General features: G+C 60.2%; 25 protein-coding genes and 2 pseudogenes. 14 read left to right on the top strand and 13 right to left on the bottom strand.

Features of this window, described 5'->3' with window-relative positions:
- Positions 1–3 precede the first annotated feature (3 nt).
- Both G9U53_RS25500 and G9U53_RS25505 read right to left on the bottom strand, forming a co-directional pair.
- Entirely contained in the window at positions 4–1,500 is a 1,497-nt protein-coding gene (locus G9U53_RS25500) for a sugar transferase (protein WP_242692728.1), read from the bottom strand.
- A 154-nt stretch (positions 1,501–1,654) separates the two neighbouring features.
- The gene (locus tag G9U53_RS25505) at positions 1,655–2,347 is read right to left on the bottom strand and encodes a GAF domain-containing protein (RefSeq protein WP_165639437.1); all 693 of its coding nucleotides are present in this window, start codon (positions 2,345–2,347) and stop codon (positions 1,655–1,657) included.
- A 648-nt stretch (positions 2,348–2,995) separates the two neighbouring features.
- Between G9U53_RS25505 and G9U53_RS25510 the strand changes: the two genes are divergently transcribed.
- Together G9U53_RS25510 and G9U53_RS25515 are read left to right on the top strand one after the other, a co-directional pair.
- Positions 2,996–3,400: a VOC family protein gene (locus tag G9U53_RS25510; protein ID WP_165639438.1), complete on the top strand. Its 405-nt coding sequence runs from the start codon at positions 2,996–2,998 to the stop codon at positions 3,398–3,400.
- Positions 3,397–3,699, top strand: a complete 303-nt coding sequence (locus tag G9U53_RS25515) for a helix-turn-helix domain-containing protein (protein ID WP_165639439.1) — start codon at positions 3,397–3,399, stop codon at positions 3,697–3,699. Before G9U53_RS25510 ends, G9U53_RS25515 begins: the two co-directional genes overlap by 4 nt.
- Before the next feature lie 409 nt (positions 3,700–4,108).
- Here G9U53_RS25515 and G9U53_RS25520 read toward each other — a convergent pair whose 3' ends face one another.
- Positions 4,109–4,399, bottom strand: coding sequence for a hypothetical protein (locus G9U53_RS25520; protein ID WP_165639440.1), 291 nt, complete (start codon positions 4,397–4,399; stop codon positions 4,109–4,111).
- Between the two features lie 219 nt (positions 4,400–4,618).
- Here G9U53_RS25520 and G9U53_RS25525 point away from each other — a divergent pair, with 219 nt between their 5' ends.
- Both G9U53_RS25525 and G9U53_RS25530 read left to right on the top strand, forming a co-directional pair.
- Positions 4,619–4,918 carry a hypothetical protein gene (locus tag G9U53_RS25525; RefSeq protein WP_165639441.1) on the top strand — a complete coding sequence of 100 codons (300 nt, stop codon included), beginning with the start codon at positions 4,619–4,621 and terminating at the stop codon, positions 4,916–4,918.
- 267 nt (positions 4,919–5,185) lie between these two features.
- Complete coding sequence (locus G9U53_RS25530; protein WP_165639442.1) at positions 5,186–5,410, top strand: hypothetical protein; 225 nt, start codon at positions 5,186–5,188, stop codon at positions 5,408–5,410.
- 11 nt (positions 5,411–5,421) lie between these two features.
- Here the strand turns inward: G9U53_RS25530 and G9U53_RS25535 are convergent, their stop codons facing one another.
- Positions 5,422–5,784, bottom strand: a complete 363-nt coding sequence (locus tag G9U53_RS25535) for an ASCH domain-containing protein (protein WP_165639443.1) — start codon at positions 5,782–5,784, stop codon at positions 5,422–5,424.
- Between the two features lie 272 nt (positions 5,785–6,056).
- Between G9U53_RS25535 and G9U53_RS25540 the strand changes: the two genes are divergently transcribed.
- The gene (locus G9U53_RS25540) at positions 6,057–6,851 is read left to right on the top strand and encodes a hypothetical protein (protein ID WP_165639444.1); all 795 of its coding nucleotides are present in this window, start codon (positions 6,057–6,059) and stop codon (positions 6,849–6,851) included.
- Positions 6,852–7,179: 328 nt separating this feature from the next.
- On the opposite strand, the gene G9U53_RS25545 is transcribed toward G9U53_RS25540, so the two are convergent.
- The gene (locus tag G9U53_RS25545) at positions 7,180–8,214 is read right to left on the bottom strand and encodes a diiron oxygenase (RefSeq protein ID WP_165639445.1); all 1,035 of its coding nucleotides are present in this window, start codon (positions 8,212–8,214) and stop codon (positions 7,180–7,182) included.
- Positions 8,215–8,987: 773 nt separating this feature from the next.
- Between G9U53_RS25545 and G9U53_RS25555 the strand changes: the two genes are divergently transcribed.
- The 5 genes from G9U53_RS25555 to G9U53_RS25570 all read left to right on the top strand — a co-directional run bounded on the left by G9U53_RS25555 (position 8,988) and on the right by G9U53_RS25570 (position 11,133).
- A complete protein-coding gene (locus tag G9U53_RS25555) occupies positions 8,988–9,266 on the top strand; it encodes a hypothetical protein (RefSeq protein WP_165639446.1) in 279 nt (92 codons plus the stop codon).
- A 270-nt stretch (positions 9,267–9,536) separates the two neighbouring features.
- Positions 9,537–9,662: a hypothetical protein gene (locus tag G9U53_RS34060; RefSeq protein WP_278251749.1), complete on the top strand. Its 126-nt coding sequence runs from the start codon at positions 9,537–9,539 to the stop codon at positions 9,660–9,662.
- Complete coding sequence (locus G9U53_RS25560; protein ID WP_165639447.1) at positions 9,659–10,123, top strand: Fic family protein; 465 nt, start codon at positions 9,659–9,661, stop codon at positions 10,121–10,123. Before G9U53_RS34060 ends, G9U53_RS25560 begins: the two co-directional genes overlap by 4 nt.
- A gap of 162 nt (positions 10,124–10,285) precedes the next feature.
- On the top strand, positions 10,286–10,444 hold the full coding sequence (locus G9U53_RS25565; protein WP_165639448.1) for a hypothetical protein: 159 nt from the start codon (positions 10,286–10,288) through the stop codon (positions 10,442–10,444).
- Between the two features lie 119 nt (positions 10,445–10,563).
- Positions 10,564–11,133 carry a recombinase family protein gene (locus tag G9U53_RS25570; protein WP_165639449.1) on the top strand — a complete coding sequence of 190 codons (570 nt, stop codon included), beginning with the start codon at positions 10,564–10,566 and terminating at the stop codon, positions 11,131–11,133.
- 105 nt (positions 11,134–11,238) lie between these two features.
- On the opposite strand, the pseudogene G9U53_RS25575 reads toward G9U53_RS25570, so the two are convergent.
- Both G9U53_RS25575 and G9U53_RS25580 read right to left on the bottom strand, forming a co-directional pair.
- A pseudogene (locus G9U53_RS25575) lies at positions 11,239–11,567 on the bottom strand (glycohydrolase); the annotation flags it as partial.
- A gap of 173 nt (positions 11,568–11,740) precedes the next feature.
- Positions 11,741–13,069, bottom strand: coding sequence for a DUF1254 domain-containing protein (locus tag G9U53_RS25580; protein ID WP_165639451.1), 1,329 nt, complete (start codon positions 13,067–13,069; stop codon positions 11,741–11,743).
- 160 nt (positions 13,070–13,229) lie between these two features.
- Between G9U53_RS25580 and G9U53_RS34250 the strand changes: the two genes are divergently transcribed.
- Positions 13,230–15,845, top strand: coding sequence for a LuxR C-terminal-related transcriptional regulator (locus G9U53_RS34250; protein WP_165639452.1), 2,616 nt, complete (start codon positions 13,230–13,232; stop codon positions 15,843–15,845).
- 69 nt (positions 15,846–15,914) lie between these two features.
- On the opposite strand, the gene G9U53_RS25590 is transcribed toward G9U53_RS34250, so the two are convergent.
- The 4 genes from G9U53_RS25590 to G9U53_RS25605 all read right to left on the bottom strand — a co-directional run bounded on the left by G9U53_RS25590 (position 15,915) and on the right by G9U53_RS25605 (position 19,804).
- Positions 15,915–17,228 (bottom strand): DUF1254 domain-containing protein, encoded by a 1,314-nt coding sequence (locus G9U53_RS25590; protein ID WP_081559469.1) that lies wholly within the window; start codon positions 17,226–17,228, stop codon positions 15,915–15,917.
- A 106-nt stretch (positions 17,229–17,334) separates the two neighbouring features.
- Positions 17,335–17,748 carry a hypothetical protein gene (locus G9U53_RS25595; protein WP_165639453.1) on the bottom strand — a complete coding sequence of 138 codons (414 nt, stop codon included), beginning with the start codon at positions 17,746–17,748 and terminating at the stop codon, positions 17,335–17,337.
- 42 nt (positions 17,749–17,790) lie between these two features.
- A complete protein-coding gene (locus tag G9U53_RS25600) occupies positions 17,791–18,075 on the bottom strand; it encodes a hypothetical protein (protein ID WP_076948908.1) in 285 nt (94 codons plus the stop codon).
- A gap of 55 nt (positions 18,076–18,130) precedes the next feature.
- Positions 18,131–19,804 (bottom strand): SulP family inorganic anion transporter, encoded by a 1,674-nt coding sequence (locus tag G9U53_RS25605; protein ID WP_165639454.1) that lies wholly within the window; start codon positions 19,802–19,804, stop codon positions 18,131–18,133.
- 460 nt (positions 19,805–20,264) lie between these two features.
- On the opposite strand from G9U53_RS25605, the gene G9U53_RS25610 reads away from it, so the two are divergent.
- Both G9U53_RS25610 and G9U53_RS25615 read left to right on the top strand, forming a co-directional pair.
- Complete coding sequence (locus G9U53_RS25610) at positions 20,265–21,110, top strand: hypothetical protein (protein ID WP_165639455.1); 846 nt, start codon at positions 20,265–20,267, stop codon at positions 21,108–21,110.
- Positions 21,111–21,809: 699 nt separating this feature from the next.
- On the top strand, positions 21,810–22,286 hold the full coding sequence (locus tag G9U53_RS25615; RefSeq protein WP_165639456.1) for a hypothetical protein: 477 nt from the start codon (positions 21,810–21,812) through the stop codon (positions 22,284–22,286).
- A 500-nt stretch (positions 22,287–22,786) separates the two neighbouring features.
- Here G9U53_RS25615 and G9U53_RS33650 read toward each other — a convergent pair whose 3' ends face one another.
- A complete protein-coding gene (locus G9U53_RS33650) occupies positions 22,787–23,266 on the bottom strand; it encodes a hypothetical protein (protein WP_242692730.1) in 480 nt (159 codons plus the stop codon).
- Positions 23,267–23,615: 349 nt separating this feature from the next.
- Between G9U53_RS33650 and G9U53_RS34255 the strand changes: the two are divergent.
- Positions 23,616–23,666: pseudogene (locus tag G9U53_RS34255) on the top strand (hypothetical protein); the annotation flags it as partial.
- Positions 23,667–24,317: 651 nt separating this feature from the next.
- On the opposite strand, the gene G9U53_RS25625 reads toward G9U53_RS34255, so the two are convergent.
- On the bottom strand, positions 24,318–24,746 hold the full coding sequence (locus tag G9U53_RS25625; protein WP_165639457.1) for a VOC family protein: 429 nt from the start codon (positions 24,744–24,746) through the stop codon (positions 24,318–24,320).
- Positions 24,747–24,815 lie beyond the last annotated feature (69 nt).

The raw sequence follows: 24,815 nt of genomic DNA on the forward strand, positions 1-24,815 counted from the left end.
GTGTCATTCGGCCTGTTTGAAAACTGCCAGCACGGTCAGCATCAAAATCTTGATGTCCAGCCACAGAGACCAGTTCTCGATGTAGTAGTTGTCCCATTCGGCGCGGTCCGCGATGGAAGTCTGTCCGCGCAAGCCGTTGACTTGAGCCCAACCCGTGACGCCCGCCTTGACTCGGTGTCGCTCGCCGTAGCGGCGGATCTGCGCCTCGAAAAGGGTTACGAACTCTGGACGCTCGGGTCGAGGTCCGACCAGACTCATGTCACCCCGGAGGACGTTGAGCAGTTGGGGGAGTTCGTCCATCGACGTCGACCGCATGAGTTTTCCGATCCGGGTCCGTCGATCGGTTCCCTCGACACCCCCCGGTGCGCTACCGGTTTTCGGAACAAACGTCACGTGGTCGGGATCGGGTAGCCGCATCGAACGAAACTTCAGGCAGCCGAAGATCTGGCCGTTACGCCCCACTCGCTCTTGGGCAAAGAATATCGGTCCGGGCGAGCTCCAGCGCACCAAGAGCATGAGGGTGAGGAAGAGGGGGGACAGCACGAGAAGGATGCAGCCGGCGACGATTCTGTCGCTGATGTGTTTGACTCGGAACTGCCAGCCTCGGGGATTGGTGTGAGGCACTGACAACAAGGGCATGCCGCCGATGTGGTCGATGAGGCTCTTCGAGCCGATCACCTCATACATGCGTGGCACTACCCAGACGCGAAGTCCGTGGCGGTGGGCGATGCGGACTGCTCCGGTCAGTAGTTCACCGTGAACTTTTGTGAATGCGATGACCAGGCGTTCGGCCTGGGTTTCGGCGATGACGGACTCTAGGCGATCGACAGTGCCCAGGTAGGGCGCCTGATCGGTCTCCGTCTCCTGGTCGATGTGTATGGGGGATTCGTCCGACAGCACTCCGACTGGGTTCATGCCGTGTTCAGGAGCCGCGATCATGCGAGCAATCACGTGTTGAGTGACCTGTCCGGATCCGATGACCAACGTGGGGGACACGAGATGGGAGTTCCGTTGCAGGCGTCGTTGGACCACCACGCGAACCAGACGGCCGAATGGAATGAGGATGCTCGCGCACACCCATAGTTTGGTCACGGCGGCACCGGGGCGGTCGGTGATTCCGAACAGGACCAGCGCACACAGCAGCAGCATTGCCGCGATCGAGCCGGAGGACAGGATCCCGTAGAACTCGTCGAGGAATCGGCGGTTGAGCGAGCGGCGATACAACGACCGCGCGCCCATGACGATGACGACCAGGGGAACAAAGAGCGCGAAGCACCACAAGGGTGGATGAAGCAAAACTGATGTGAGCGCCCACCACCATGCGAGCGCCGCCGCGATTGTCGCCGACAATGCATCGATGGAAACACTGATGATGGTGCTCAGCGGATCGGTCCGGATGCGCTGCCCGAATGTTTTACGAGAATTCGAGGAGGTAGGTGGGAGGCCTCCAGGGGCGGTGGAAGTCTCGACCTCCAACAATTGCGGCAATTCCCACTCCATCCACGACAATCCCGAATTAATCAGACAATTCGTACATTCACCATTAACCGCATTCTATAGGGAATCTAACAATATTCGCCGTAGCAACTCGCACATGGTTTTAATGCGACTCGGTGTCACAGTCAACAATCGAAAGTTGCGCGGCAATTGTCTTCTATTTGTCGAATATTGCGTTTTGGATCACGTCGGCAAGGTCCGTCATGATCTGGACCTCGCCACTCGACCAATGATGCGGTTGTGTGTCCCACGCGCACAGTGTCCCTACGGGGTGACCTGCGTTGCTGATGATCGGTATGCCGATGTAAGCGCCCACTACGCCGCTCTTTGCCGCCGAGTGATCCCTGAGTATCGGGTGGTCGGCGATGTCGTCGATTACGAGTGGAGAGCCACTCGCGACTGTGTATACGCAGAGCGAGTCGGAGAGAGGGTGGGTCCGTTGGTCCCCGATGTCGTTTGAGCGGGAGGCGATACCGACGTTGATTTGTTCGACGTCGGTGATCATGTTCAGTGCAGCGTTTGGGATCCCGACTGCGTCGATGGTCAACTCGACTATCTGATCGACTTCAGGATGTGGTCCAGGCCGGAGTAGTCCTGTTTCGTAGAGGGCGCGTAACCGTGCGCTGTCGTTGAGCGCCGACCATGCGTGCGACTGTCCGTCGGCGATGGTCGCACGCAGTCCCTCGAAGATGGCCACGAGTGCGGGGTCGGTGTACGTCTCGTCGATCGCAGCGAACGGGTCGAGAGTGACGCGTTCGGCAGGATCTGAGATCGCCTTCTTCCGTAGACCTGTGGCATCGTCGCCTGCATTATCGGAACCTGTTGCGTCTGTCGGACTCGGTGGTGTCATATCTCTTTCCTGGTGAATAGATAGCAACGTGCTGTATGACTGCGTTTGGTCCGCGCGGCGCCGCATCTCCAATATCCATACCTCATGCTGCTGTGTTTATGAATACTCGTGATGTGGACTGAAGTAGCCGGACTTGCCTAAGTGCCAAAATGGGCATTTTGGCATTGCATTATAGGGTCAAAAGTCCTGCCTCATGGCTCACCGTAATCTCTCGTAAGACGTGTAGGGAAGATATTGCCGGATTGGGCGTCGCGAAGGCTATCGATTTCTAATGTGGTGTGAGAGTGGATTTGAGTCCGACCCGAATAACACAGATCCGGGTTGCGATAGTGCGTATCGCGGACCGATGAACGGTAGGTATCGGCCAGCTTTCGGACTGCCGCCCGATCGTCGACATGTAGTGGCACCTTCAAATCTCGGGCTTCGCCCTCTGCAACCCGCGTGAGTTCCCGGCCTTCGGCGGTCAGATCGTCCCAGTATTTCTGGTTCATCTCGGTATCGGTTCTCTTCCACGTCAGGTTTGCCAACGTAAGCGGTCGCTCAGATTATCCAATCCCTTGAGCAGTGGCTGGTCGTTCACAACATGTGACCGGCCGGTGGGGTGGCGGGGATCTTGACAGCGTACTTGCATTTTGCAAGTGTTGTCGTATGAGCCTGTTCATCACCTGCCCGGTCGAGAACGTCGAACGTGCGACTGCCTTCTACACCGCTCTCGGCTGGACCCTCAATGCCGAGATGTCCGATCGCAACGTCTCCTGCTTCGCGATCGCTCCCGAGCAGTACGTCATGCTCGGCAGCCGCGAAATGTACGCGAGTGTCGGCGGCGCCGAGGAGTTGGTCGGCGGACCTGATACCCCGTCGAAGGTCACGGTCTCATTCGACCTCGGCAGTCGCGAGGCGGTCGACGAACTCGTCGAGCGCGCCGGCGACGCAGGCGGGCGCATCGGTGACACTGACGACTATCCCTTCATGTACCAGCGCCAGTTCGACGACCCTGACGGTTACCACTACTCGCCGTTCTGGATGAAGCCGGAACCCACCCCGGCCGCGTGAGTGACCTTGCTGCGGCCCTCGACATCGTCGGAGCGCGGTGGGCCCTGCTCATCGTGGAGCGGTTGCTCGACGGGCCGCAGCGCTATGGCGATTTGCAGCGCGACCTCGGAGTACCAACCAATATGCTCGCGACCCGCCTGCGTGAATTGGAATCGGCCGGCGTTCTGGCCCGTCTGCCATTGCGGCACAACTCTCGTGCCTACGCGTTGACCGATCGCGGGCGTGCGTTGCGAGAGGCGATCGTCGCGCTCCAGCACTGGGGCCGCGAAGGAAAGCCGCATGTGTCACAGGGGTCGTGATGCGCTCTGACGAACTTCTCCGTGACGGGCTTGGCTGCGGGAACCTGCGGGAGCCGTTGACCGTCGAGGCATATCGTTGGATCCGCCTGGCTCGATGCGTCGAAGAGGAAGCCCGGCGGCAGTGACGGATCCGGCGACCGTCCGTAAAGGTCGGCGTCTACCGGATTGTGGGCGCAAAGTAATTGTGCAGCAACGTATTGTATATTCTGTCCATGAAATATGTTGCGCTGCAATGAAATATGTTCACAGTGAATATGCATTCATAAGTGTGTCGAGTGGCAGCTTCGCTACCGGAGTGAGAGTGGACGTCCTGCAGCCTCGGCCGCGGAGATACGTTCTTCGATGACGCCGCTTCCTGCGATCTGTTCGATCCCGGCACGGATGGCGGCGGCGGCACGGGTGCGGCCCGTCAGCGTGTGCTGTGTGATGGTGCAGAAGTTGGCGATGTCAGTGGACGGGAAACTGACACTGGCATGCCCGGTGTGAGCGTCGCGCTCACGGCGGCCGTGCCGGTTTCCTCTTCGCTCGCGAGGGCCTCGTGCGGCTGCGCGGAGGCCCGCACGAGCAGTGCTTCCGCAGCGACGGCGATCGCGGCGTAGTAGGCGAGCATGATCCGCCCGCGACCCCGAGGCGGTGTGTCGACCTGCGGACGTGGGAGTTCGGGTTCGGAGGCGACGTCGCGGCGGGTAGCGAAAGGCACGGCCGCGCTGCAATTTTCGGTCTCTGGTGGGTCTTGGTTCTGAGCGCCATGCACAGTGTAGGCAGGAGCAAGTTGTCAGGGCTGTGTTGCGAATCGGGGCGTGGCATTCACGCTGGGCAATTCATTCAGCTCAGGACAGTCATGAGTGCCTGTCGGAGGGCATTGCCTGGTAGTGGACACGACGTTTGCACGGTCCGACTCGGTTCGGGAGGCTGCACGATGACGGTTCACGGCATTCGACTCGACAGCGGCCAGCGCTTCAAATTGAAAGTTGCGGTATTCGCGGGTGTAGGGCTGGCGATCGGGTTGCTGGGCGTATTCGCGAGCAGCGTGGGTGGTTTGAGCTGGGATTATGCTCACACCGCGGTAGGGCAGCCGTGGTTCCAGCGTTACAGCTTCATCGCGGGAATTATCATTGTTTCCGCGTGGATCGTGGCTGTGGGGACGGCGTTGTTCGTTTGGCTCGCGAATGCGATTGGCAAGGTCGCCACGACCAGGAGAATGGGCAACGACCGCTAGCTGATCCAGACTCCGAGCGGGCTCGTTGGTTTACCTGCAGCGATCGGTGCGGGGTACTCGATTGATGTTGGGCGACAGCGAGGAAGCTCACCTTCCGCGTTCGGTGCGGTTCGTGGGCGCCGTGCAACTGTACTGGGCAGATCCTCTGAAGCGGGTTGTGATGATCGTGTTCGGTGTGTTGGTGGCGTCGATCGGGGTGGCTATCTGTGGTTCGCGTCCAACTAGCATTTGCTGACCTGGCTATTTCACACACCGGGACGGATCAGCATGCCCGGGCGTGACTACCGCGCGACCTTTTCGCCGCTGGACGAAGTTCCGGAACCTGATCGGCAGTCGGAGATCAACACGATGATGCCCTTCGGTTACCCGATCATCGGTTACACCAGCTACGAGACCAGCACCGTCATTTATCTTCGCTCCGGTCGGTGGATTCGCGCCGGTAGCGCAGACCTCGACGCACACGGACATAAAACAGACGTTTTTGACGGCTGAGGTCGGTCGCACTACGTCGTGGGCAGTGACGAATCCCCGTGGTGGCCAGTGGCTATGACGACCACCTGAAGAACAGCGTCTTCGGGCATCTCGGGGTAGTAGTTGACCCGGAGTTGTTTTGCGAAATTCGTCATGTCGGTGCCGTGTGGCTGGCGAGCTGCTAGCGGCGACAGATGAGCGAGATCGTACGTTTCTACAGCGGTGACCAGTCCTGCAAGGGGGCGGGCGGTCGGGTGATTGTCGAAGATGAAAATTGCCAGCCCTTCGTGTATGTCTTCGCGCCAGCGGACGGTGGAACCTTTCGCGCCAGAAACCACTGCCGTGTAATGCTTCTGATCAAAGTGCACGGTTTGAGCAGGAGCGCCGGTCGTCATGTTCGCATTGTCCACTAAGCACGGCCAGCACCGAGGCGGTCCTACCCTCGATGGCGGCGACCGAAAGCGTGGCCTTCGCGCGGGGTGACCGAATCCGACTCCATCACGGTTGCAGGGTTGATCCTGGCCGCGGTGACGATTGCCAGAGTCCGGCGCGGCCGGCGATCGAGTATCGAATCCTGAGCTGGCACCTCGTTCGTCAGATGTAGTACTGCAGATGGATGTGCAGTCGAGTACCTGCTGATTGACTCTCTCCCGGAAGGGAGTCGTCAATGAGCACGTCCGTCAACCGAAGCCGCTGGTCGATCGTTGCGTTGTCATGCGCCGGAGCGGCATTGGTGGCCGCGTTCGTTTTGGGCCCGGCCGCGTTGTTACGCGGACGCTATCCGCAGTTTCAAGATCAATCCGTCATGAGTGAGCTGCTCGGCCGCGGCTTGGTCGACTACTGGGGTAGCGGACTCCGCACCTATCCTCCCGGCTTGGCGGAGATGGTGGACTACTGGTTCGAGTGGCACGCGATCAAGATCATCATCTCGGTGCTGCTGACCGCGGTTCTGGGTCTACTCGCGGCGACTCTGTGGCGGCGATCTCTGACGTCCGGCGTAGGTTGCGTGGTCGCGGCGGCCACTACGACTGTGCTGTCATTGTTTTCGGTCTTGGTGGCCGTGCTCAACATCCAGTCGACGGTCGCACCCGTAATCGCGCTGCTTCCGATGCTCTCCGCTGACAACGCGGACGGGCAGACAGCGCAGTCTCTGATCGACAACGGTGTGCAGAGCGGAGACTCCAGGCCGCCACTGCTCGAGCTGCTCACACAGGTCGAGCACTACAACTGGGCCGCGATTGTCGCTACCACCGTGGTGATCGCTGTAGTCGCAACCGGAACCGTCATCGTCTTCCGACGCTACAGATCGTCGGACACGACAAACGGTGCCCACCGTCGGATGTTCGTCGCCCTCGGATCGCTCGGTGCTGTGATGACCATTGCGATGGCGCTGCTGTTCGTTGCGGCCGTTGTTGCCGTCGTCGATCCAGGAGAAGCTCTGCTCGGCGTGGTCGGCCTGTGACTCTATTGCCGGACCAAGATGAAGGGCGACGGCGTATCCATGACCGAATCGCGGAAGTGCTGAACGTCGCTCGCAGTACGTTGTGCCGAAACCTGTAGTAGCAAAAGTGAATTCGCTATGTCATTGGAAATGTTGCGTCTTCGCCGGCACTGATGTCGCCGGTTCGACCTTGGTGGATGTGCTTCCTAAACTTCGATGGGGCGATTCGGGTGTGGGCCTGTGGTTGGCGCGCTGATATCTGTGCGCCATTGCCTCGACCGCGGTGAGTGGGTAACGCAGCTGTCTGTCGAAGTGGGAGAGGGGCAGCTGCGTCGCGGGTTGCAGATCGTCAAGCCGCGGCCCTCGACGGCTCGTTGCGGTAACGCGACAGTCGGCCGTCGGTTCCGGTAAGCCGCCAGGACCAGAGGGTGAGCCGGGTGCGCATTCCGTTGGCGTCGGCGAGGCTCCGGACGTCTGCGCAGGACTCTGCAAGGAGTCGCCGGAAATCGGGGTTGCGCATCGAATAGGTCTCGCGCAGAACATTGCGGGGGATACCCAGCAACGTCGCGTCCTGCCGGCTCGGGACGACGATGGACCAAAACCCTATGCGCATGACTACAGGCGTGGTGAGGCCGAGTGCGAGGCGGTTGAATCGGCTCATGCGCGGAGCGTGATGGCGCAACCATGCATGGGCGAACCCGATGTGACGTGCTTCCTCGGCGAGATGGATCTGCATGATGCGGTCGGTGAGCGGGTGAATGCCACCGCCGCGCATGATGCTCTTCTGGATGTGGTCGATCGGCTCCTCTCCAGCGAGGATGATCTGAAAGAAGAAACTGGGCCACAGCGATCCCAGCGAACCGACCAGGGGGAAGGCCTTGACAAGCCACGTTGGGGCACCGTGGACCTCCGGAGCCACCCGGTTGGTGAACTCCTGAAACATCTGGATGTGGTGTGTCTCTTCGGTGAGTTCGTGCATGAAGTAGCGGAATTCGGGGTTCTCGTTCGCCAGGCCCATCAAGAACTGGGTACCGCCGAGAAGGAGCAGTTGCTCGAACTGGGAGCCGGTCTTTGTTATAGATGCGAGCCGAATCCGGGCAACCCGCCGTTGTTCCTGGGGTGAGAGCGCGCGGTACCAGTCGGTGTGGGACAAGGGGTCGACCGGGGGGAGTGTCCATCTTGGGTCGTCCGCGGGGGCGGCGAACTCGGGCGAATTCCAGGCGATGTCTTTGAACGCCTCGAAGTGGAGCCCTGTCGAGGATGCCTCGGACAGTGTGCGCAGAGTGTCGTGGTAATCGCGATGTTCGTTGACGGTATTGCGCCCCGGAGTTAACCGGACAGATGGCGCGTTACGCCGCGTGCGACGAGGTGTTAGGAACTGCATTTCGGGCTCCTTTGTGGCATCTATCTCAGACGTGCCCACAGTAAACTAAGTGTGACTACGCGTCCACAGTAACTGTATGAGTCTGCACGTCCACGGGTAAGTCCGGAAGGGCGAAAGGGGCGCTCAATATCGCACCATGCACGCAGCTCTCGGCGTTCGATGGTGGTGTGGGTCCTGCTGTCGAGACGACGGCGCTGGACGTGGTCGACGTTAGGCCATTGTGTGCATCTGCCGACCTATACGGTGGGATGGGCGCAGGATGAGGTTCTCGCGATCTCGTCACGGTCGGTGTCCCGCTTGATCGGGTCGGAACTCACCTCGCGGGACTCGTGTCCCTGCACCGCGGCGACATCCGAGGCGGCGCAGACAGTTGATCATGTGGATCGGCCCGCACGTCTTTCGTCATGCGACGGGGATCCGATGGCCCGTGGTTTTTTGCTCGGATGGCGATCGGTAACAGTGGAAATATCTCACCGGTAACTTTCAAGGTGTGTCAGTTCTCTTTCTTAAGTGACTGTGTAACAACCAGTTTCGATGGAAGTCGCTATCTGAATTGAAATTCTGGGCGGAAATGCACGACGACCAATGGCTCTGGGGTTACTGTGCGCGTCACCGATGCTGGCGGAACCAGCCTCGTCGAGATCGACGTGCTCGTGACCGCCGACGCCATCACCGAAGTGCCGCCGGTCGGCTGAGACTTGTTCAGTGCCGAGCCCTGCAAGAGCGGAGTTTGCGTCGGGCGCGGCCGGAAGATCGGCGGTAGCCTTCCTGGTGTGATCGCGCTCTATACGGCATTGGCTTTAGTGGTGGGTGTTGCTGTCGCGGCGCGCCGTCCTGTGGGCGGCAGGAAGAATCTGGCCGACGTGTTCGGCGGCACCGAGCATGAAGCGGTCCAAGCCGGAACGCGTTGGGCTGTAGACGTACTGGCGGCAGAGGGAATTTCTGCTTCAGAGCAACCGTTGGCCGCATTACGTGAGTTGCGCCGGGCTAATCGAGCGTTGTCGCTGACCGGTGCCAAGGTTCTTCTGGACCAACTTCTGCCACCTCGCTAGCGCAGTCGCGGAGCGCTGTCACCGAAACACCAGCGACCTAGGCCTGGCAACTACTGAATGCACGGAAAAAGGGCAGGCGAGCACTTTGCTCACCGGCCCTGTGAGGGAAGATCGTCCTGGGTCACCACTCCTTGATGATGTCGACGGTGCTCGTTCGGATCGCAGGATTGTCAACTGTGAAGGTGACCTCGCCGCGATGGTCGGCGGTCTCGTCCACCAGCTGATCAATACGTGCGGATGTGGTGTGGCCGGGATTGCCCAAAGTTCGAAATGGGCGGCGTCCCCTTCACCGCGGAAGCAGAAGCAGCAGCCCGAGCAGTCCTCAACGGCGAGATCACCGGAGACGAAGCGATCGCCCGCGGACTCACCGAACTGAACGCCCGCACCGCTCAGTGAGCAACGACTACCACTATCCCGGCACCACGGTCCTACGAAACCGACTCGGATACACCGACCCTCACACGCTCGCGCAGGCAGAAGCCCTCATCGCCGCAACACGAATGGCGGAGCTGGCAGCGAACCCGATCGACGGACACTTCGACTTCGCGCACCTGCAAGCAATCCACCGACACCTACTCGGTGACCTCTACAAATGGGCCGGTGAAATCCTCACAATCGACACCGCGCCAGGCGATCTCGGCATCCTTCACGACCCACCCGCCGCCATCCCCGGCGAACTCGATCGAGTGTTCACCGACATCAACAGCGGCGTCGACGTTAACCACCACAGTCACGAAGCGTTCGTCCAGGATCGCGCCGGCCACTGGGGAGACCTCACCAGCGTCCATTCGTTCGTCGACGGAAACTCCCGTACCCAAAGGGTTTTCTTCGACCAACTCGCACGCGACGTCGGATGAGCAATCGAGTGGCGCAAACTCAGCGTCGACGCCGTCCAGGCTGCCCGTAACTTCGCCTACGTCGACGGCGGAACCATCCTCGCCGACGTCCTACGACCCGCAATCAAGCCGGTCACCGAATTACCTGCGGACTCCATCGCCACCGCACCCCGTGGCAGCGCCATGACCTTCCCCGAGCACTGGCAGGCGATGATCGAGCACTACGGCACCATGTCCGAGCAGGCCTACACCTGGGTGAGCCAGATCAAATCGGAAGCACCGCAACATGAACCACCGGCGACCGAGATTCGCTCCACACCGAAGCCAGCCGCTCCGGAATGAGAACTAGCCGACCTCGATACCACCAAGTTCCACACCCACTGGAGACCAGAAATCGACTACCAACTTATGAACAGCCGCACCATCCCACAACACAGCAGCAGACCAGAAGGACCGAGACTGTGAGCATCATTGGATACGCCCGCGTCTCCACTCTCGAACAAAACCCCGAACTGCAGCAGCACGCACTCCGACAAGCCGGCGCGATCCGCATCTTCACTGTCTACGAATCCGGCTCCACAGCGCAGCGCCCCCAACTCGCCGAATGCCTGAACTACCTACGCGAGAACGACGGCGATGTCCTCGGCGTCTGGAAACTCGATCGCCTCGGACGATCCGTCCGCCACGTCATCGACACCGTCCACAACCTCGGCGAACGCGGTATCGCATTCCTTTCCCTCACAGAAGGATTCGACACCACCACCGCAGGCGGCGAATTCCTCTTCCACATCATGGCAGCGCTTGCCCAAATGGAACGCCGCATGATCGTCGAACGCACCCACGCCGGCCTCGAAGCCGCCCGAAGACAAAGCCGACACGGCGGCCGGCCCACCGTCATGACACCCGAACGCACCGAACTTGCCCGCACGCTCCGCGAGCAGGGTAGAAGTCTCGACGCCATCGCCTCGACACTCGGCGTCGGCCGATCCTACGTCAGTCGCGCACTCACACCGGAAGTCCGCCAGGGCTGAACGCGACAACGGTACGGCTCAGTCCAGCCGGTACTCGCTTAGCTCAACCCAACTGGAGAGAGTTCATTCCGTCAGGTACCTGACGGAACTCTTCTGCGGCATCGGTCAGTTTTTCGTGTTCTCTCCGGGCAGTCGCAGTGCGGCGGCCTCCAACTCGGCGGATATCTCAGCTCGAATTCAGGCACCAAACCGGCACGCTTCCAGTAGTCCGGCACGATGTGGGCCGCCCCGATAACCGCGCCGGCAATACAGGCAATGGAGTCCGAGCCACCGTTACTGGTTGCCGCCCACCCCAGTGCAACGGGCCCGGTGAGCGGCGCACCATCATCACCGTCGGCGGAAGTCGCCAGATCCGCAACGAGCAGCCCCAGAGCAACCGCGCTGGCGGATTCCCACCCTTCACCGACAGCAGCACACGGATCACCGAACGCGGCCACAAGATTTCGATCTCTGAGCTGCACCGGAGGAGTACCTCTTCAAGCCTGGACACACTAAGGCACATCAGGCACGTCATGTCGCATCCATCGAACACGTATTTCTCATGCTGTTCGGCTCACTTGGAGGTTCGATGTCATTCAGCTTGGTGGAACCGAACGTGCCCACTGCGTTACGAATGTGCTCTCGTCGGCGCGGGGAGGGAGAGTCCTTCTCGGAAGACCTCGGCTCGTGGAGAGTAGATCCGGAGCGTCAGCTGGAACTCGCCTTCGGGTGAGGGGAGCCAATTCGGCGCTCGGTCCGGGCTGGGCGAAGTGTGTTGGATGAGTAGATCGAGTGATCCGTCGGTGTTGAAGACCAGATCGTCACGGTCACCCAAGGCGAAACGCTCAATCGGGTTTGCGACCTGGAATCCGTTGTTGTCGTAGAGGGTCAGTGACCAGAACGCGTCCGCGGGAGGCAGTTCGTCGTTCTCGAAGTGCAACACGTAGTCGTTCGTTCCGAGGAGTTTGTCGCCTACGTCGTCGGTGTCCCGGTTGGGATAGAGAGCGTCCTCGGGAAGGTTTGCTCCTAGTCCGGCCAAGGCGACCATCGCTCGTAGCCGGTAGCTGGTGCCGTAGGCGCCCGATCCGGTCTGCATCCACTGCCAACCGTTGCGCTCGGTGGCCAGAAGTCCGTCGGTGATCGCCGAAACAATGTTTGCCTGAGCAAGTTTCGTGGCTTCGTCCAGCAATTTCACGAGAGTGTCGTCGGGGGTGAACGGTTCTCCCGGCCGGATACCGAGTTGCTCCATCCTGAACAGCATCGGATAGTCGTTGCCGTGGGGCGTGTTCTCGGCGAGTAGATCTGCGAAGCGAGCGAAGAACTCCCGTCCGTCGAGATTCCAGACCTGGGTTTGCGGTGGTGTGATGTCGTCAACGGATGGATCTGTGCGGACCGCACTAGGTGGCACGTAGTCGGTCCCCCACGCGCTCAATGGCGTAACTCGGAATTGGTTCTGAATTGCGTGGACTGTTGGATAGTCCGCGGCGCCGTTCGCCTGGGTGCGTCCGAGGACCCAGACGTGCGGTGTGCCGGATCGGATCAGCCGGGTTCCGTCGGGAACGACTCCATCCCAGGAACTGTGTGCGATGACGAAACTTCCACCTTCACCGCCGGTGGTTCGTGTGCCGGGGACTGCGATTACGTCAGTCCACATATCCAGGATGGGGACGAGATGGTATCGGTTAGGTGCGTCGGGCGCTGTGAGGACTATCGGTTCGTCCCGTAGGTCCAGCCAGGCCATCGAGTACAAGGTGTCGAAGTTGAACCGGACGACGTCTTTCGCGTCAGCGAGCGGATATTCGCGAAAGTGTGCGAACTGATTGGCGGGTGCGCGACCCGCGACAGCCCGGTCGTCGGCGACATTCGTCGCTTGGCGTCGACTGGCATCCATGATCACAAGCGGGAATGCGTACGTGTATGCGTCTACGGCAAGTGAGAGAAGTTTGTCGTCGGTCATCGAACCTCCATGTGAAAGACTCCGACCTCCCAAAGACTGTCGGGCGAGTCCATGGAAACACCTCAATGGGCCTGAAGTCGCGTCCGCGAGCAGAAATCACCCTGACGGGGTGATTCGTGGCATCCGATTCGTCTGTAGCGCGGTCGCCTACGGTTATGAGGTGCATACCGCTTCCGCACCCGAATGGGTTCGTTCCCCGTGGTTCCTCCTCACTCCACCCGAGTGTCCTGACGAGTCGATTCCGCGACCGCAGATCGATGCTCTTCTCGATGAGGCAGTTCTTCGATCAGCAGTAACATTGGTGACCGCACCCGCCGGTTCAGGAAAAAGTCATGCGCTGGCGCAGTGGGTTCGAAGTAGCGGTACTACCTTTGCCTGGTTGACGCTCACCCGATACGACACCACCCCGAGTCGGATACTTCGCGGGCTCATTTCTACGCTGCAGTACCGCACTCTTATGTGGGACCGGAGTTCGGTGCAAGAACTGGCGACGTTGAATCCCGACCTGGCGGATCCAGCGGTCGCATTCGAGACTTTGTGGAGATTCTTCGACACGCTCGACGAGCCGGTCGTCGTGATCATCGATGATGCGCATATCGCAGGTCCTGCCCTCGCTGACAGCGTCGTGGCGGATCTCCTGGCATGTCCTCCTCGATCGTTGCGTCTCGTGTTGGCCGGTCGCGGCCCGCTTCTGCCCCCTCTCGCGCCTCCTCATCCGCAGGGTGTGCCGTCGATCGTCGGTTCTGCCGATTTGAACTTCAGAGAGACCGAGATCGCAGCGCTCCGTGCGGCGACGCCCACCGGTCGCCAGGCTATGGCCGCGGCGAAAATTCTGGATGCTACCGGCGGTTGGCCTTTAGCTGTTCGCCTCGTACTGAATCGCGCACCGAGCGCAATTCCTGATGCAGCCTTCGTGCCGTCGCCGGACGGAACATTCGAGTTGACCGACTACGTCGCCGAGCACGTTTTGGGTAGCGTGCGCCCTGAGCTCGCCGATTTCATCCTGGCGACCACGGCGTCTTCTCGATTCGATGAGGCGCTAGCTGACCGGCTCAGTGGACGATCAGATGCAAGACTGCTTCTTCAGGAATGCATCACGTCAGGTCTATTTCTCGACCGGTACACGGACTCGCACAACCGATCGATCTACCGCTGGCATTCCGTTTTCGCCGGCCACTGCCGTATCATTCTCCGCCGCAACGACACCGCTCACGCAGATAGACTGTGCCTCATCGCCGCTGACTATATCCAGAGTCAATTTCCGATGGAAGCGGTCACGCTTGCTCTGCGCGGACACGATCCGCACTTCGCCACGAAGATCATCGAAAACCACTGGCTCGATCTCGTCATCTCCTCACAAGCCGACGCGCTCGAACTTCAGTGCATCTCACTTCCGTCCCCGTGGCGAGAGAGCGCCATGATCCGCGTCGTACGCGCGTGCTGTCGAGATCTTCTCGGCGACCGGGCGGGGGCATCGATGCTCTTCGACCAAGCTCGGGCGGCGATGACCGGTCAACCCGCAGAGAAAATGTCGCTGGTGCTTGCTGTCGCCATCAGCGAACTGGTCCTGGCGGATGACCACACTCAACTTGCCGCGGCGTGCGACACCGTCGACCGTTTACTCCGAGGCACGCACACCCTCACTCCGCCCGTGTACAGCTGCGCAGTGTTCCTGCTGGGATGGACGGAGCTTCGCCTACGCCGAGATACCGGAAGAACAATTCAGTTATTGAGAACTGCCGTTCGCGAATGTCAGATAGCAGGGCAACACACCATTGCGCACCGTGCCGCGGCCAATCTTCGTTTCGCGTTGGCCTTCAGCGGTGATTTCAACGACGCGATGGCAGCTGTTTCTGAGCTCACCGACGCCACCGATCGAGATCATTGGGATAACTACGACGGTGGCATCGATCTGTTTGCCGAGGGTTTCGTCGATTATTGGAGAAACGACATCGCGCAGTCCGACAAGAAATTTCAGCAGGTGATCGTCTCGGACAACAGGCAGGCACCGTATGCGGACTTGGCTCGCATATTTCGTGCCCTTATTGCTTGTGCTGCAGGTCGTTCCGACACGCTCGATGTTGCCGAAAGAGATTTGCGATCTGTCAGTGAAGTGGAAGCGCACGGTGTTCCATGGGGGGTTTACAAGCAACTTGCTCTGGCGAAGATCGCCGAAGCACGCGGGCACGGTGATATTGCGGTGGACATCGCCGCGCGAATATCCGACGCCCGATTCGTCCCGGTGGTCTCGGTGATACTCGGAGAGCTGTATCGCCGTCGGGGTGAAAGTGATCTCGCAGTGGAGTTGGTTTCACCACTGACCGATGATGCTGCGCCGTCATTCGTCAGGGTCGCCGCGATGGTCACACTGGCGCTCGTCCACGTGGGCAGCGGCAAGTCGGTGCATGCGCATCAACTGCTCGAGCAGAGTTTGGATATCGCTGAGCCACAGACAATCCTGCGACCGTATGTCGACGGCGGCCAGGACTTGCGTGACCTACTGACCACTCACTCGCAGTGGGGTTCGAAGTACTCGGAGTTCCTCGGTGCAGCCCTGGCTTCGAGCAGCGAGTTGTCGACTCGCCACCATCTGTCCGGACAGAAACTGACTCGTCGAGAGTTGGAAGTGCTCAACTATCTTCGCACCAACATGACGATCGCGGAGATTGCGCAAGCGCTCTATGTGTCGGTGAATACGATCAAATCTCAGAAGCGCTCTCTTTATCGCAAACTCGGGGTCAGCACTCGAAGGGCTGCGGTTGCGATTCGCATGTAACCGGGTACATGCGAATCGCAACTCGTAGCGACGCCGTTGTCGAGGTGGACCTGAGCCCCCGAGAGCGAGCTATCGGATTGCTTTACGCACGGGTGGCGGATTCCAGCGGCCGTCCAGCGCCTGTGGTTGCGGAGCGTAGAGGCGCATCGTGACGCCCAGCGGCCCGAGCGGTGCCGGCAGCCAGTTCGCTTCCCGTTCCGATCCCGGATTCGCATGCTGGAGATAGAGATCGAGAGATCCATCCGAGTTGTACGTCAACGGGTCACGATCACCGATCGCGAAGCGGTCGAGTTCGTTGGCGACCTGAAATCCTTCAGCGTCGTACATGGTGACCGACCAGAACGCATAAACCGGAGGCAGCGCATCGGCATCGAAATGGATGACGTACGGAAGATCCCCTACGAGGATGTCTCCGTCGGCATCCGTGGCGAGAAACGGGTAGACGGCATCTTCAGGGGGATTCGCGCCAAGTCCGATCAGTGTGATGGCCGCTCTCTTGAAATAGTAGTTTCCGTAGACCCCCATGGTCTCGGTGAACGTGGTCCAACCGTTGACCTGCCTTCCCAATGTTGCAAGGGCAGCTCGAAGATCTGCCAGCGCAGCTGTAGCACCGGCCTCGATTTCGTGAACCTCGGCGTCGGTGAATCGAGTCCGATCGAAGTCCTCGCCAGGAACGATGCCGATCTGAGCGATGCGCGCCAGAACCGAGAAGTCGGTCGAATGTGGCGGATTGACCTTCAGCGCTTCTGCCGCGCGCGTGAAGAAGTCGATCGCAGTGAACTCGTTGACGATCGTCAACGGTTCGGTGGTGGTGTCGCAGTCAGGATCAATGGGATGCTGTGGTGTCGATACCAGAGGTGTCACGGTGAACCCGTCCTGAACGGCGTTAACGGCGTGGTAGTCGTCTGGTCCGTTGGTCTGGGTACGGCCGATGATCCACACGTACGGTGTCGGAGCGGTAATCACCTCGATATCGGCGGGTAGATCACCGGAATAGTGGGGACCGACCACGATCCATTCTGCTGCATCGGTTCCGGTGGTTCGCTTGCCTGGATTAGCGAACACGTCGGTCCACATATCGAGCATCGGAAGCATGTAGAAGCGTTCGTCGGTGTCCGGTACCTGAACTTTGACCGGTCCTGCGGTCAGGTCGAGCCAGGCTACCGAGTAGAGCGTATCGAAATTGACTCGAACTACGACGCGCAGATCCGCGGACGGGAATGCACGTATGTGATGGAACTCGTTCGCGGGCCCGTAACCTGGTTTTGCATTCGCCTCGACGTTAAGCCCTTGCAGCCGGGTAATATCCATCGTCACCAGCGGATAGAGGTAGACGTAGGCCTCGTAGCTCAGTGTGCGTAGGTCACTGGACAAGGTGCTCATAGTTCTCCTGGGTGAGTTCTGCCGAGTTCCGGGTACTGCGGGAACTCTTGTGGGTTTCCGAAGCTGGTTGCTCGGTCGGCCCCGTGAGAGGCGATGTGTCTGTGGCTCAGTCTTCGGAGTCCCATGTGGCTACTGCCCAGATGACGACGATGTCGAGGGCGATGATCAGGATGGACCAGAGTGGGTAGTGCGGAAGCCATAGGAAGTTCGCGATGATCGACAGAGCTGCGATCAGGATCGCCGCAATGCGAGCCCATGAGGCCGCCATCATCATTCCGATTGCGATAGCGATGCCGACGGCGCCGAGCGCGATGTGGATCCAGCCCCAGGTCGTGGTATCGAATTCGTAGACATAGACCGCTCCGACGACAAAGAGGTTGTCGTTGGCCACGGCCGATATTCCTTGGAGGAGGGATATGACGCCGGCGGTGAGAAGAAGGACTGCCGCGGCGAAGTTCGTGCCGATCGCGATGCCATTTCGCACGGGATGAACCTTGGAAGGCGAAGGTGTATTGGTCATGATTTCCTCTCGATCGAGCGTGGTGGGCGGTAAAGTGGACAATCAGTGATCAGAAGGATGCGGGGCCGTGGATGTGTTCTTCTGGCGGTACCACTGCCAGCCTGCGGTGATGACAACAGCGCCGACGAGGGACCCTAGGATTCCGCTGGGGCGCAACGCTATTCCGTCGCCCGAAATCAGACTCACGAGCAAACCGCCGACTAGAGAACCACCGATTCCCGCGATGAACGCGAAGGTCCAGTCCACACGTGCGGTCGTTTTTCCCAGTATCAACTGGGCTGCCGCTCCGATGAGAATCCCGAACAGGAGTATTCCGATGATGAGCATGAGATGAGACCCTTTCGTGGAGTGACGATGCACGACTCGAACGATGTACGTTGCGTCATCTTTCCGGTACGTCCGCATCGGGCGTGGTGAATTCCATGCGAAAAGCACTGACTACGTCGCGATTCGTCCGGTACAGGCGGGCCGATTCCAACAACCCGAATCGTGTGAAGCGTTCCTGTAGAGGTGGCCGCACTCGGGAGAACCCGAGTGTCACCGAGCGGGAATGCAGCCATTCCCTCAGCGCTATCAGGGCGCCGGCGCCGGTCACGTCGATGTCGGTGACGGCTTCGAGGTCCAGGACGAATGTAGTCACCGGATGCGGTGCGGATTCGACTGCATTGCGCGCTCTATCAGCGAGGACCGAGCCGTTGGCAAAGAAGATGGGCGCAGCGAAGCGCATGATGATCACTCCCGGCGCCGTCTCCCTCACGTCGTCAACCTCGTCGAGCAGCGATACGGTCGGGTCATCCGATCCGGCGAGAATATCGACGGCGGGATTGCTTGCTCGGCGCGCAAGGTTGACCAACGACAGGACGAACGCCAAGGTGATCCCGCCGATCGGACCTACGACCAGGACGCCGACGAAACATGCTGCGCCGATCGCGCATTCAGCCCTCGATTGTGTCCACAGCTCCCTGAAATCAAGAAATCCGATGAGCTTGAAGACTGCAACGGCGACGATCGCCCCTATCGCCGGAGACGGTATGTCTGCCAGCAAGTCTGTCCCGAACAGAAGCAGCAGCAAGGTTCCCACGGCCAGGACAAGGCTCGGCAGTTGCGTGCGTGAACCTGCGACGTCCATCGCTGCGGTCCGTGACGTCGACGAACCGAGGGTGAACGAGGACGAAAAACCCGATGCGATGTTCGCCGCCCCGAACGCCAGGAGGTCGCGGTTCGGATCTGTGGAGTAGTTGTTCTTCTCGCCGTACTGCCGAGAGACGAGTAGCCCTTCTGCAACGGCAACAGCGGTCAGTGCGATGGCCGAGGGGATCAGGGCGAGCCATGTCGACCAACTGAGCACTGGCACCGAAAATGTGGGGAGACCAGCCGGGACTTTTCCCAGTACCGACACCCCTTTGCCTTGAAGATCGAAAAGGACAGACGCGGCGGTGGCCGCGATCATGACCATCAAGGCCCACGGAGCAGAAGCAATGATCCGTCGCCCGCAGAGAAGTATCAGAATTGAGCTGATTCCCAGGCACATAGCCCAGAGGTTCGCCTCACCGAGATGGCTTACGAGGTCGAACAACTTCTCACCGAATTCGCCGCCGCTGTTGATCGGCACACCCAGTACCTTCGCCGCCTGGCTGACGGTGATGTCCAACGCCAAACCGCCGACGAATCCGACAAGGATCGGTTTCGACAAGAAATCGGCCAAGAAACCGAGCTTGAACACAGCGCACAACAGAAACATCACACCGCCGAGAATCGCTTGTGCAGCAGCCATCTGGGCGTAGTTTCCACTCCCTGCCGCACCCATACCCATCAACGACGATGCGACCATCGCAGCCGCCGCAGCATCTGGCGAGGCCACGACTTGACGTGAAGAAACGAGCAACGCGAAACCTACCGTCGGCACGATCAATGCATAAAGCCCTGCAGTCGCAGGCAAGCCCGCTATTTGCGCGTATCCGATGTTCAGCGGAACGGATATTGCGAGCAATGTGATCCCAGCAGAGAACTCTCTCAGCCAGTTACTTCTGGTCAAACCCACGACGGGGAGACGCACGAGGTTCTCCTGTCCTGAGTATCGGAGTTAGATGTTCGTCACGGCAGTGCGATGCCAGCGAGCGTTTGTGAACAACGCAATCTTGATGTTCGGCTTCTCGAAGCCGCTCGTTTCGCACTTTTCATGGCATCGGCCGCCTCGAATTTACCGTTTCGACGATCTCCGAACATCACCCCACTGGGGTGAAAATTCCAGGTCGTTGAAACCGCCGCGAGGCCTCTCTGTCCACGGTGAACCCATCTTGCACACACAGAACAAGCAGACGACACTGCGTGCGCGTCCAACTTTTCTGCAGGGGCGCTTTGTTCCGGCGAACGAGTTCAACTTTTCGATGTCACGATCCGCTTCACCAATCAGCCACACAGGTCCGGTTCGGGTGATCACCCGAACACAGCTATCAACTATGTTCACTTATCGGTACTTACAGGACGTCACGTCCACCGACGGTTACGGATCACATATGGACACATCACTTCGGAAACGAGAGATCATTCGGCGCGCAATCGATGACCACCTCGTCGCGATGCGGGCGTCACAACCATGGAATGCCACATTTCACGTGATTCACGACTTGATTCATATCGGGATCATCGATCGCGCGATGACTTTGGCTGCACAGTCCTTTACCTCGATTCTGCCCGTCATGATGGCGCTGTCCACCCTCGGGCTGACCGATGTCGTTCCAGGCATGGGCGGTAACGGAATTTCCGCGGTGCTCAAGCATTCCCCGACACCGTCTGTTGCTTTGGGGTTCGTTGGTGTTCTGCTGCTGATGGTCAGCGCGACGTCATATGCCAGAGCTCTCGGTCGATGCCACGCAAAGATATGGCACGTAACAACATTGACTTACCGACAAGCCTGGAGATGGCTGGCCACAATTCTAATCGTCGTCGGGGGGTCGCTCGCCGTCGTCGTGAGCTACTCGCTGTCCGTTGACGACACAACGGCACGAGTCATGGCACTCATTCTTCAATCCGTTATCTGGTGGTCTGTCTGGTCCAGTGTTCCTGCGATTTTGGTGCCTTATTACTTCAGCAGAGCAACCCTCTTCGCCTGCGGCGGCATCACGTCCATAGGTCTGATCACCCTCCAACTCGCAACACCGTTGGTGGTCCCGAGATTGATCGAAACCTCGGGACAACAATTTGGTGTGTTGGGAGTAATGGTCACACTTGTCGGTTGGTTGTTCGCCTTTTCTGTTGTCGTGATCGGCGCACCTGCTCTCGTGAAGTCACTGCAGGAGTCCCGGACTTGTGACGTGAGTCCTCGGAGATTTCCCGATCCTCGCGCTCTGCGCAGCGTGTAACGAGCCGGCGCCACCTCATGCACCGCAAGGAGCTCTCGATGGTGGTGCCGCCAGATGTTGCGGGACCGCCAGCGCGAAGAGTGGAAGTTCAGCCGCGGCTGACTCTGTGCCATCTCACTCGCTTCCCTTCGCGGTCTACCTACCTCGAAAGATCCTGTTTGCAGAGAACTGTGACCGTAACCGGAGCGTCGATACGCGGCAGTGGGCCCCTGGAGCAGCCGAGGTGCGGGTCGATCTCCAGTTTGCCGACGACATGGGCAACCTATGGCGTCGACGGCACGGCCAGCAACCTGAACCGGTGATGGAGGGTGAGTAGCCCGAACCTCAGTCAGGCGGTGGGTTGAACGCAGCCGGTGAATGTGCCGGGTACGCCTTATCGATAACGAAACTTGTGCCGATAGCAATTTTGTCACTCTAACCCCTGCATATACTGCGCCGCAGCATCTTTCGTGCTGTCGCCGCGCAACCACGCTCCAGTTTATGCAGTACTCGAAAGCCATCCGTAGAACGAATTCTTTTGCTGCCGTGACCACCCGGTAGCGAGCATCGACGGCATGCTCCCGCCTTTCTGGTGTCATCGGCGAGCGCCTCGATTCGGTTCGTCGCGGGATTGGGTTTATGGCAAAGACACGCTTGGACACCACTGCCGTGACAGCATCAAACCGATCAGTCCTGATCACCCATAGCAAGGAGCCCCTGATGAATTTCCCCGCCCGCCGCCTGGCTGCCGCCGCTGCCGTATCCTGCGCGACCGCCCTTGCCCTGATTGCCAACCCCGCCCTGGCTGGAGCCGTCGTTTTCGCAGGCAACGCCGAGGTGACCGCCAACGGCAACGTGATCACTGTCCAATTCGCCGGTGTCGCCTCGGACGGGATCAGTTTGAGCTGCGCGGTCCGCGTTACCGACAACCCCGCCACTGTCGTCATCATCGAGCCGCAGTTCGTGCCGGTCGTTGGAGGGTCGGCGACGTACACCACGACCCTGCCCGACGGCGACTACCTCGTCGTCGCCGGCTGCAGCGACTCTGACACCTTCCGCACAATGACCCCCGACACCCCGCCCATCGACGCATTCAATCTCGGTGACGGCGAGCCGGTCACCCTGGTCACGCCCCCGCCTCCCGGCGGCGGGTTCTTCGGCAGCGTGGAGATGGGGAACCTGTTCGGCAGCTCGTAGCCGCCCACACCCTGATCACCCCACCCCGCCCGGTGACCGACACGGACGTGGGTGTCGGGTGGGGCAGGTGGCTAATCGCCCACGACAGCGACAGCCACGATCGTCTATTGTCTGCGCTTACGGATTCGAAGGCCCCATCTCGGGTTGGGATAGTTTCTGCACGCTGAGAGAGGGCTGCACCCCGCCCGTACGCCGGCGTGAGCGTGAAGCAATACGGCGAGTTCTGATATGCAGGGTTACCAATAGACCTCTGCAACTGCTGTGCAGCAACACTTTTCGCCTCACACGACGTCGATGAACCTGCGGAGACACCGATGAAGCTTGATTGTGCGCTGGACGGCGGACTCGCGCCGATCGGCATGCTTTCGACCCATATCGACTCCGCATGAACGTGTTTCACGCGCGGCTCTGGCATCGTTTTGCGGCACTCACGTCATGCAGATCGGCTCTGCTGCTTCGGTGTCTTCCTCGGAAGACTCGGTTCGACGAGGCGAGAGGGGTTATGCATCGTAGGCGACGTAGTGCAAATCGGCGTCCTGGCGCTCGTCGTACAATGCCGTGTATGCCTTCGCGATGACGTCCGGTTCTGCCTCCGGATGACCTGCCCCGATGAGGGCGGTGATGCCGACATGGGCAACGTAGACGCCCTTGGATTCGAGAGCGTTGTGCAGGTTCAGCACCCAGTTGCGAAGGCCCGCAGCGGCGATGTTCACGTTTCCCAGGAACGGCATCGGACTGATCGAACCTCCACCGGTGGTCACAAGGATGGTTCCGGTGCCGGCGGCGACCATGTCGGGGACTACGTCGCCGATGGCGCGTAGGGCTCCGCCGACGTAGAAGTCGATCTGCGGCTGCAGGTTCTCAGGGGTCACCTCGAGGACGAGGCGTTCTGGACGCGGGCAATCGTTGAGACGCTGCGACACACCTGCGTCCGAGTCGAAGAGCTGCGCGAGCTCACCCAACTCGCTGTTGTCAGTCACCGCCTGCCGGATACCGGTGAGGTCATCCCGCTGCTCCAGATCGTGCCGTCCAAGACGAACCAGGAGAGGCTGCTGATCATCACGCCCGAGTTGGACAGTTCTCGCCAGCGTCGTCAGTCGGCTGCGCGCCATCGGCGGCGGATCGGTCTCGCTGGTGGCTCGTCATGATGCCCATGAGCGATCCTGGGGACCATCGCTGCCGCATCTGTTCCAACGCCATCGCCACTACCAGTCCAAGGTCATCATCGCCGGGATGGTCAACCAACTACTCGCGCAGGCATGGGAGCGGATGGGTGTGTGCAACGCCGCCGCTGAGCCGATCAAGGTGACCGCGCACGACTTTCGGCGCATGTTCGCCACCGAGATGGTCACCGGTGGCCTGCCGATCCACATTGCCGCGAAGATTCACGGGCACCACCGACTGGTGACGACACAGGGCTACACCGCTGTGTTCCAGGAGGAACTGATTCGCTCGTACCGCGCCTTCCTCGACGGCCGGCGAGCCGTGCGCCCGGCTGACGAGTACCGGGAACCCACCAGCGCAGAGTGGACCGAGTTTCAGCAGCACTTTCAGACCCGAAAGCTTGAGCTCGGGGACTGTGGCCGCCCTTACGCCACTCCCCGCAGTCACGAACACGCCTGTGTCCGTTGTCCGATGCTGCGCGTGGATCCGCGTGCACGAGCACGGCTGGGCGAGATTATCGAGAACCTGCGCGACCGCATTGCCGAAGCCCGCGCCAATGGCTGGCGCGGCGAGATACAGGGTCTACAGATCAGCCTCGATGCGGCCGCCGGAAAGATGGCCGCTCTCGAACCAGCCGAACGTCGGGCCGTTGGACCATCAGATCCAAGTCAAGGGGCCGCCGACAGCGGTTCCGTCACTCCGCTGTCGCGGCATCCCGAAGCCACCGCGAGCCCGACCTGTTCGAACCTGTGGTTGCGCGAGAGTGGTTCTAGTCCATGGGAATACGACGCCGTGCGACCCGCCGGCGAAGGTTTCAAGGCTCCTTTCCGACTGAGGGCGTTGTCTCCTACTCGTCGTCCCGCGCTCTCAGCGGCTGTAGCGGCCGGAGAAGCGGTCGATCGCCTCCTCGCTCACTGGGCTGAACACGCCAACGAGGTTCTGGTCGGGGTCACGAAGGAAGAAGACGCGGTTGCCCCATGGCATGAGTGTTGGCTCGGCGACGAACTCCGCGCCCAGTGCGGCTAGGCGGGTGTACTCGACGTCGACGTCGTTGACGAGGAACTCGAAGATCGCCGACCGGTTGGCGGCTGCCTGGGCAGAGCCGAGTGCGAACAGCGGCACCGTGGCGGTGCTGCCGATCGCGAGGGTCGCGGTCGGGGTGAGGATCTCGGCGAAGACGGGCGCGGGGCGTACGGCGGTGGTGCCGGTGAGCTGCTCGTAGAATTCGACCATCGCATCGAGGTTGTCGGTGATGATGCGGGTCGAGACGAAGGCGGTGGCAGAGGAGTTGGTCATGGCTGTGATGCTAAAACCGATACAGGGCTGAATCCGCCCGGTATTCGTGGGAATCTGTTCACGTGGCCC

The sequence above is a fragment of the Rhodococcus sp. D-46 genome (assembly GCF_011290655.1).
Lineage (GTDB): Bacteria > Actinomycetota > Actinomycetes > Mycobacteriales > Mycobacteriaceae > Rhodococcus_F > Rhodococcus_F qingshengii.

Excerpts from the sequence above, each read along its gene's own strand:
- G9U53_RS25615 (WP_165639456.1), top strand. The coding sequence starts at position 21,810 with ATGAATTTCCCCGCCCGCCGCCTGGCTGCCGCCGCTGCCGTATCCTGC.
- G9U53_RS25525 (WP_165639441.1), top strand. The coding sequence starts at position 4,619 with ATGACGGTTCACGGCATTCGACTCGACAGCGGCCAGCGCTTCAAATTG.
- G9U53_RS25510 (WP_165639438.1), top strand. The coding sequence starts at position 2,996 with ATGAGCCTGTTCATCACCTGCCCGGTCGAGAACGTCGAACGTGCGACT.
- G9U53_RS25545 (WP_165639445.1), bottom strand. The coding sequence starts at position 8,214 with ATGCAGTTCCTAACACCTCGTCGCACGCGGCGTAACGCGCCATCTGTC.
- G9U53_RS25625 (WP_165639457.1), bottom strand. The coding sequence starts at position 24,746 with ATGACCAACTCCTCTGCCACCGCCTTCGTCTCGACCCGCATCATCACC.
- G9U53_RS25500 (WP_242692728.1), bottom strand. The coding sequence starts at position 1,500 with ATGGAGTGGGAATTGCCGCAATTGTTGGAGGTCGAGACTTCCACCGCC.
- G9U53_RS25600 (WP_076948908.1), bottom strand. The coding sequence starts at position 18,075 with ATGCTCATCATCGGAATACTCCTGTTCGGGATTCTCATCGGAGCGGCA.
- G9U53_RS25540 (WP_165639444.1), top strand. The coding sequence starts at position 6,057 with ATGAGCACGTCCGTCAACCGAAGCCGCTGGTCGATCGTTGCGTTGTCA.
- G9U53_RS25590 (WP_081559469.1), bottom strand. The coding sequence starts at position 17,228 with ATGAGCACCTTGTCCAGTGACCTACGCACACTGAGCTACGAGGCCTAC.
- G9U53_RS25565 (WP_165639448.1), top strand. The coding sequence starts at position 10,286 with ATGACCTTCCCCGAGCACTGGCAGGCGATGATCGAGCACTACGGCACC.
- G9U53_RS25610 (WP_165639455.1), top strand. The coding sequence starts at position 20,265 with ATGGACACATCACTTCGGAAACGAGAGATCATTCGGCGCGCAATCGAT.
- G9U53_RS34060 (WP_278251749.1), top strand. The coding sequence starts at position 9,537 with ATGGGCGGCGTCCCCTTCACCGCGGAAGCAGAAGCAGCAGCCCGAGCA.
- G9U53_RS25595 (WP_165639453.1), bottom strand. The coding sequence starts at position 17,748 with ATGACCAATACACCTTCGCCTTCCAAGGTTCATCCCGTGCGAAATGGC.
- G9U53_RS25535 (WP_165639443.1), bottom strand. The coding sequence starts at position 5,784 with ATGACGACCGGCGCTCCTGCTCAAACCGTGCACTTTGATCAGAAGCAT.
- G9U53_RS25505 (WP_165639437.1), bottom strand. The coding sequence starts at position 2,347 with ATGACACCACCGAGTCCGACAGACGCAACAGGTTCCGATAATGCAGGC.
- G9U53_RS25580 (WP_165639451.1), bottom strand. The coding sequence starts at position 13,069 with ATGACCGACGACAAACTTCTCTCACTTGCCGTAGACGCATACACGTAC.
- G9U53_RS25530 (WP_165639442.1), top strand. The coding sequence starts at position 5,186 with ATGCCCGGGCGTGACTACCGCGCGACCTTTTCGCCGCTGGACGAAGTT.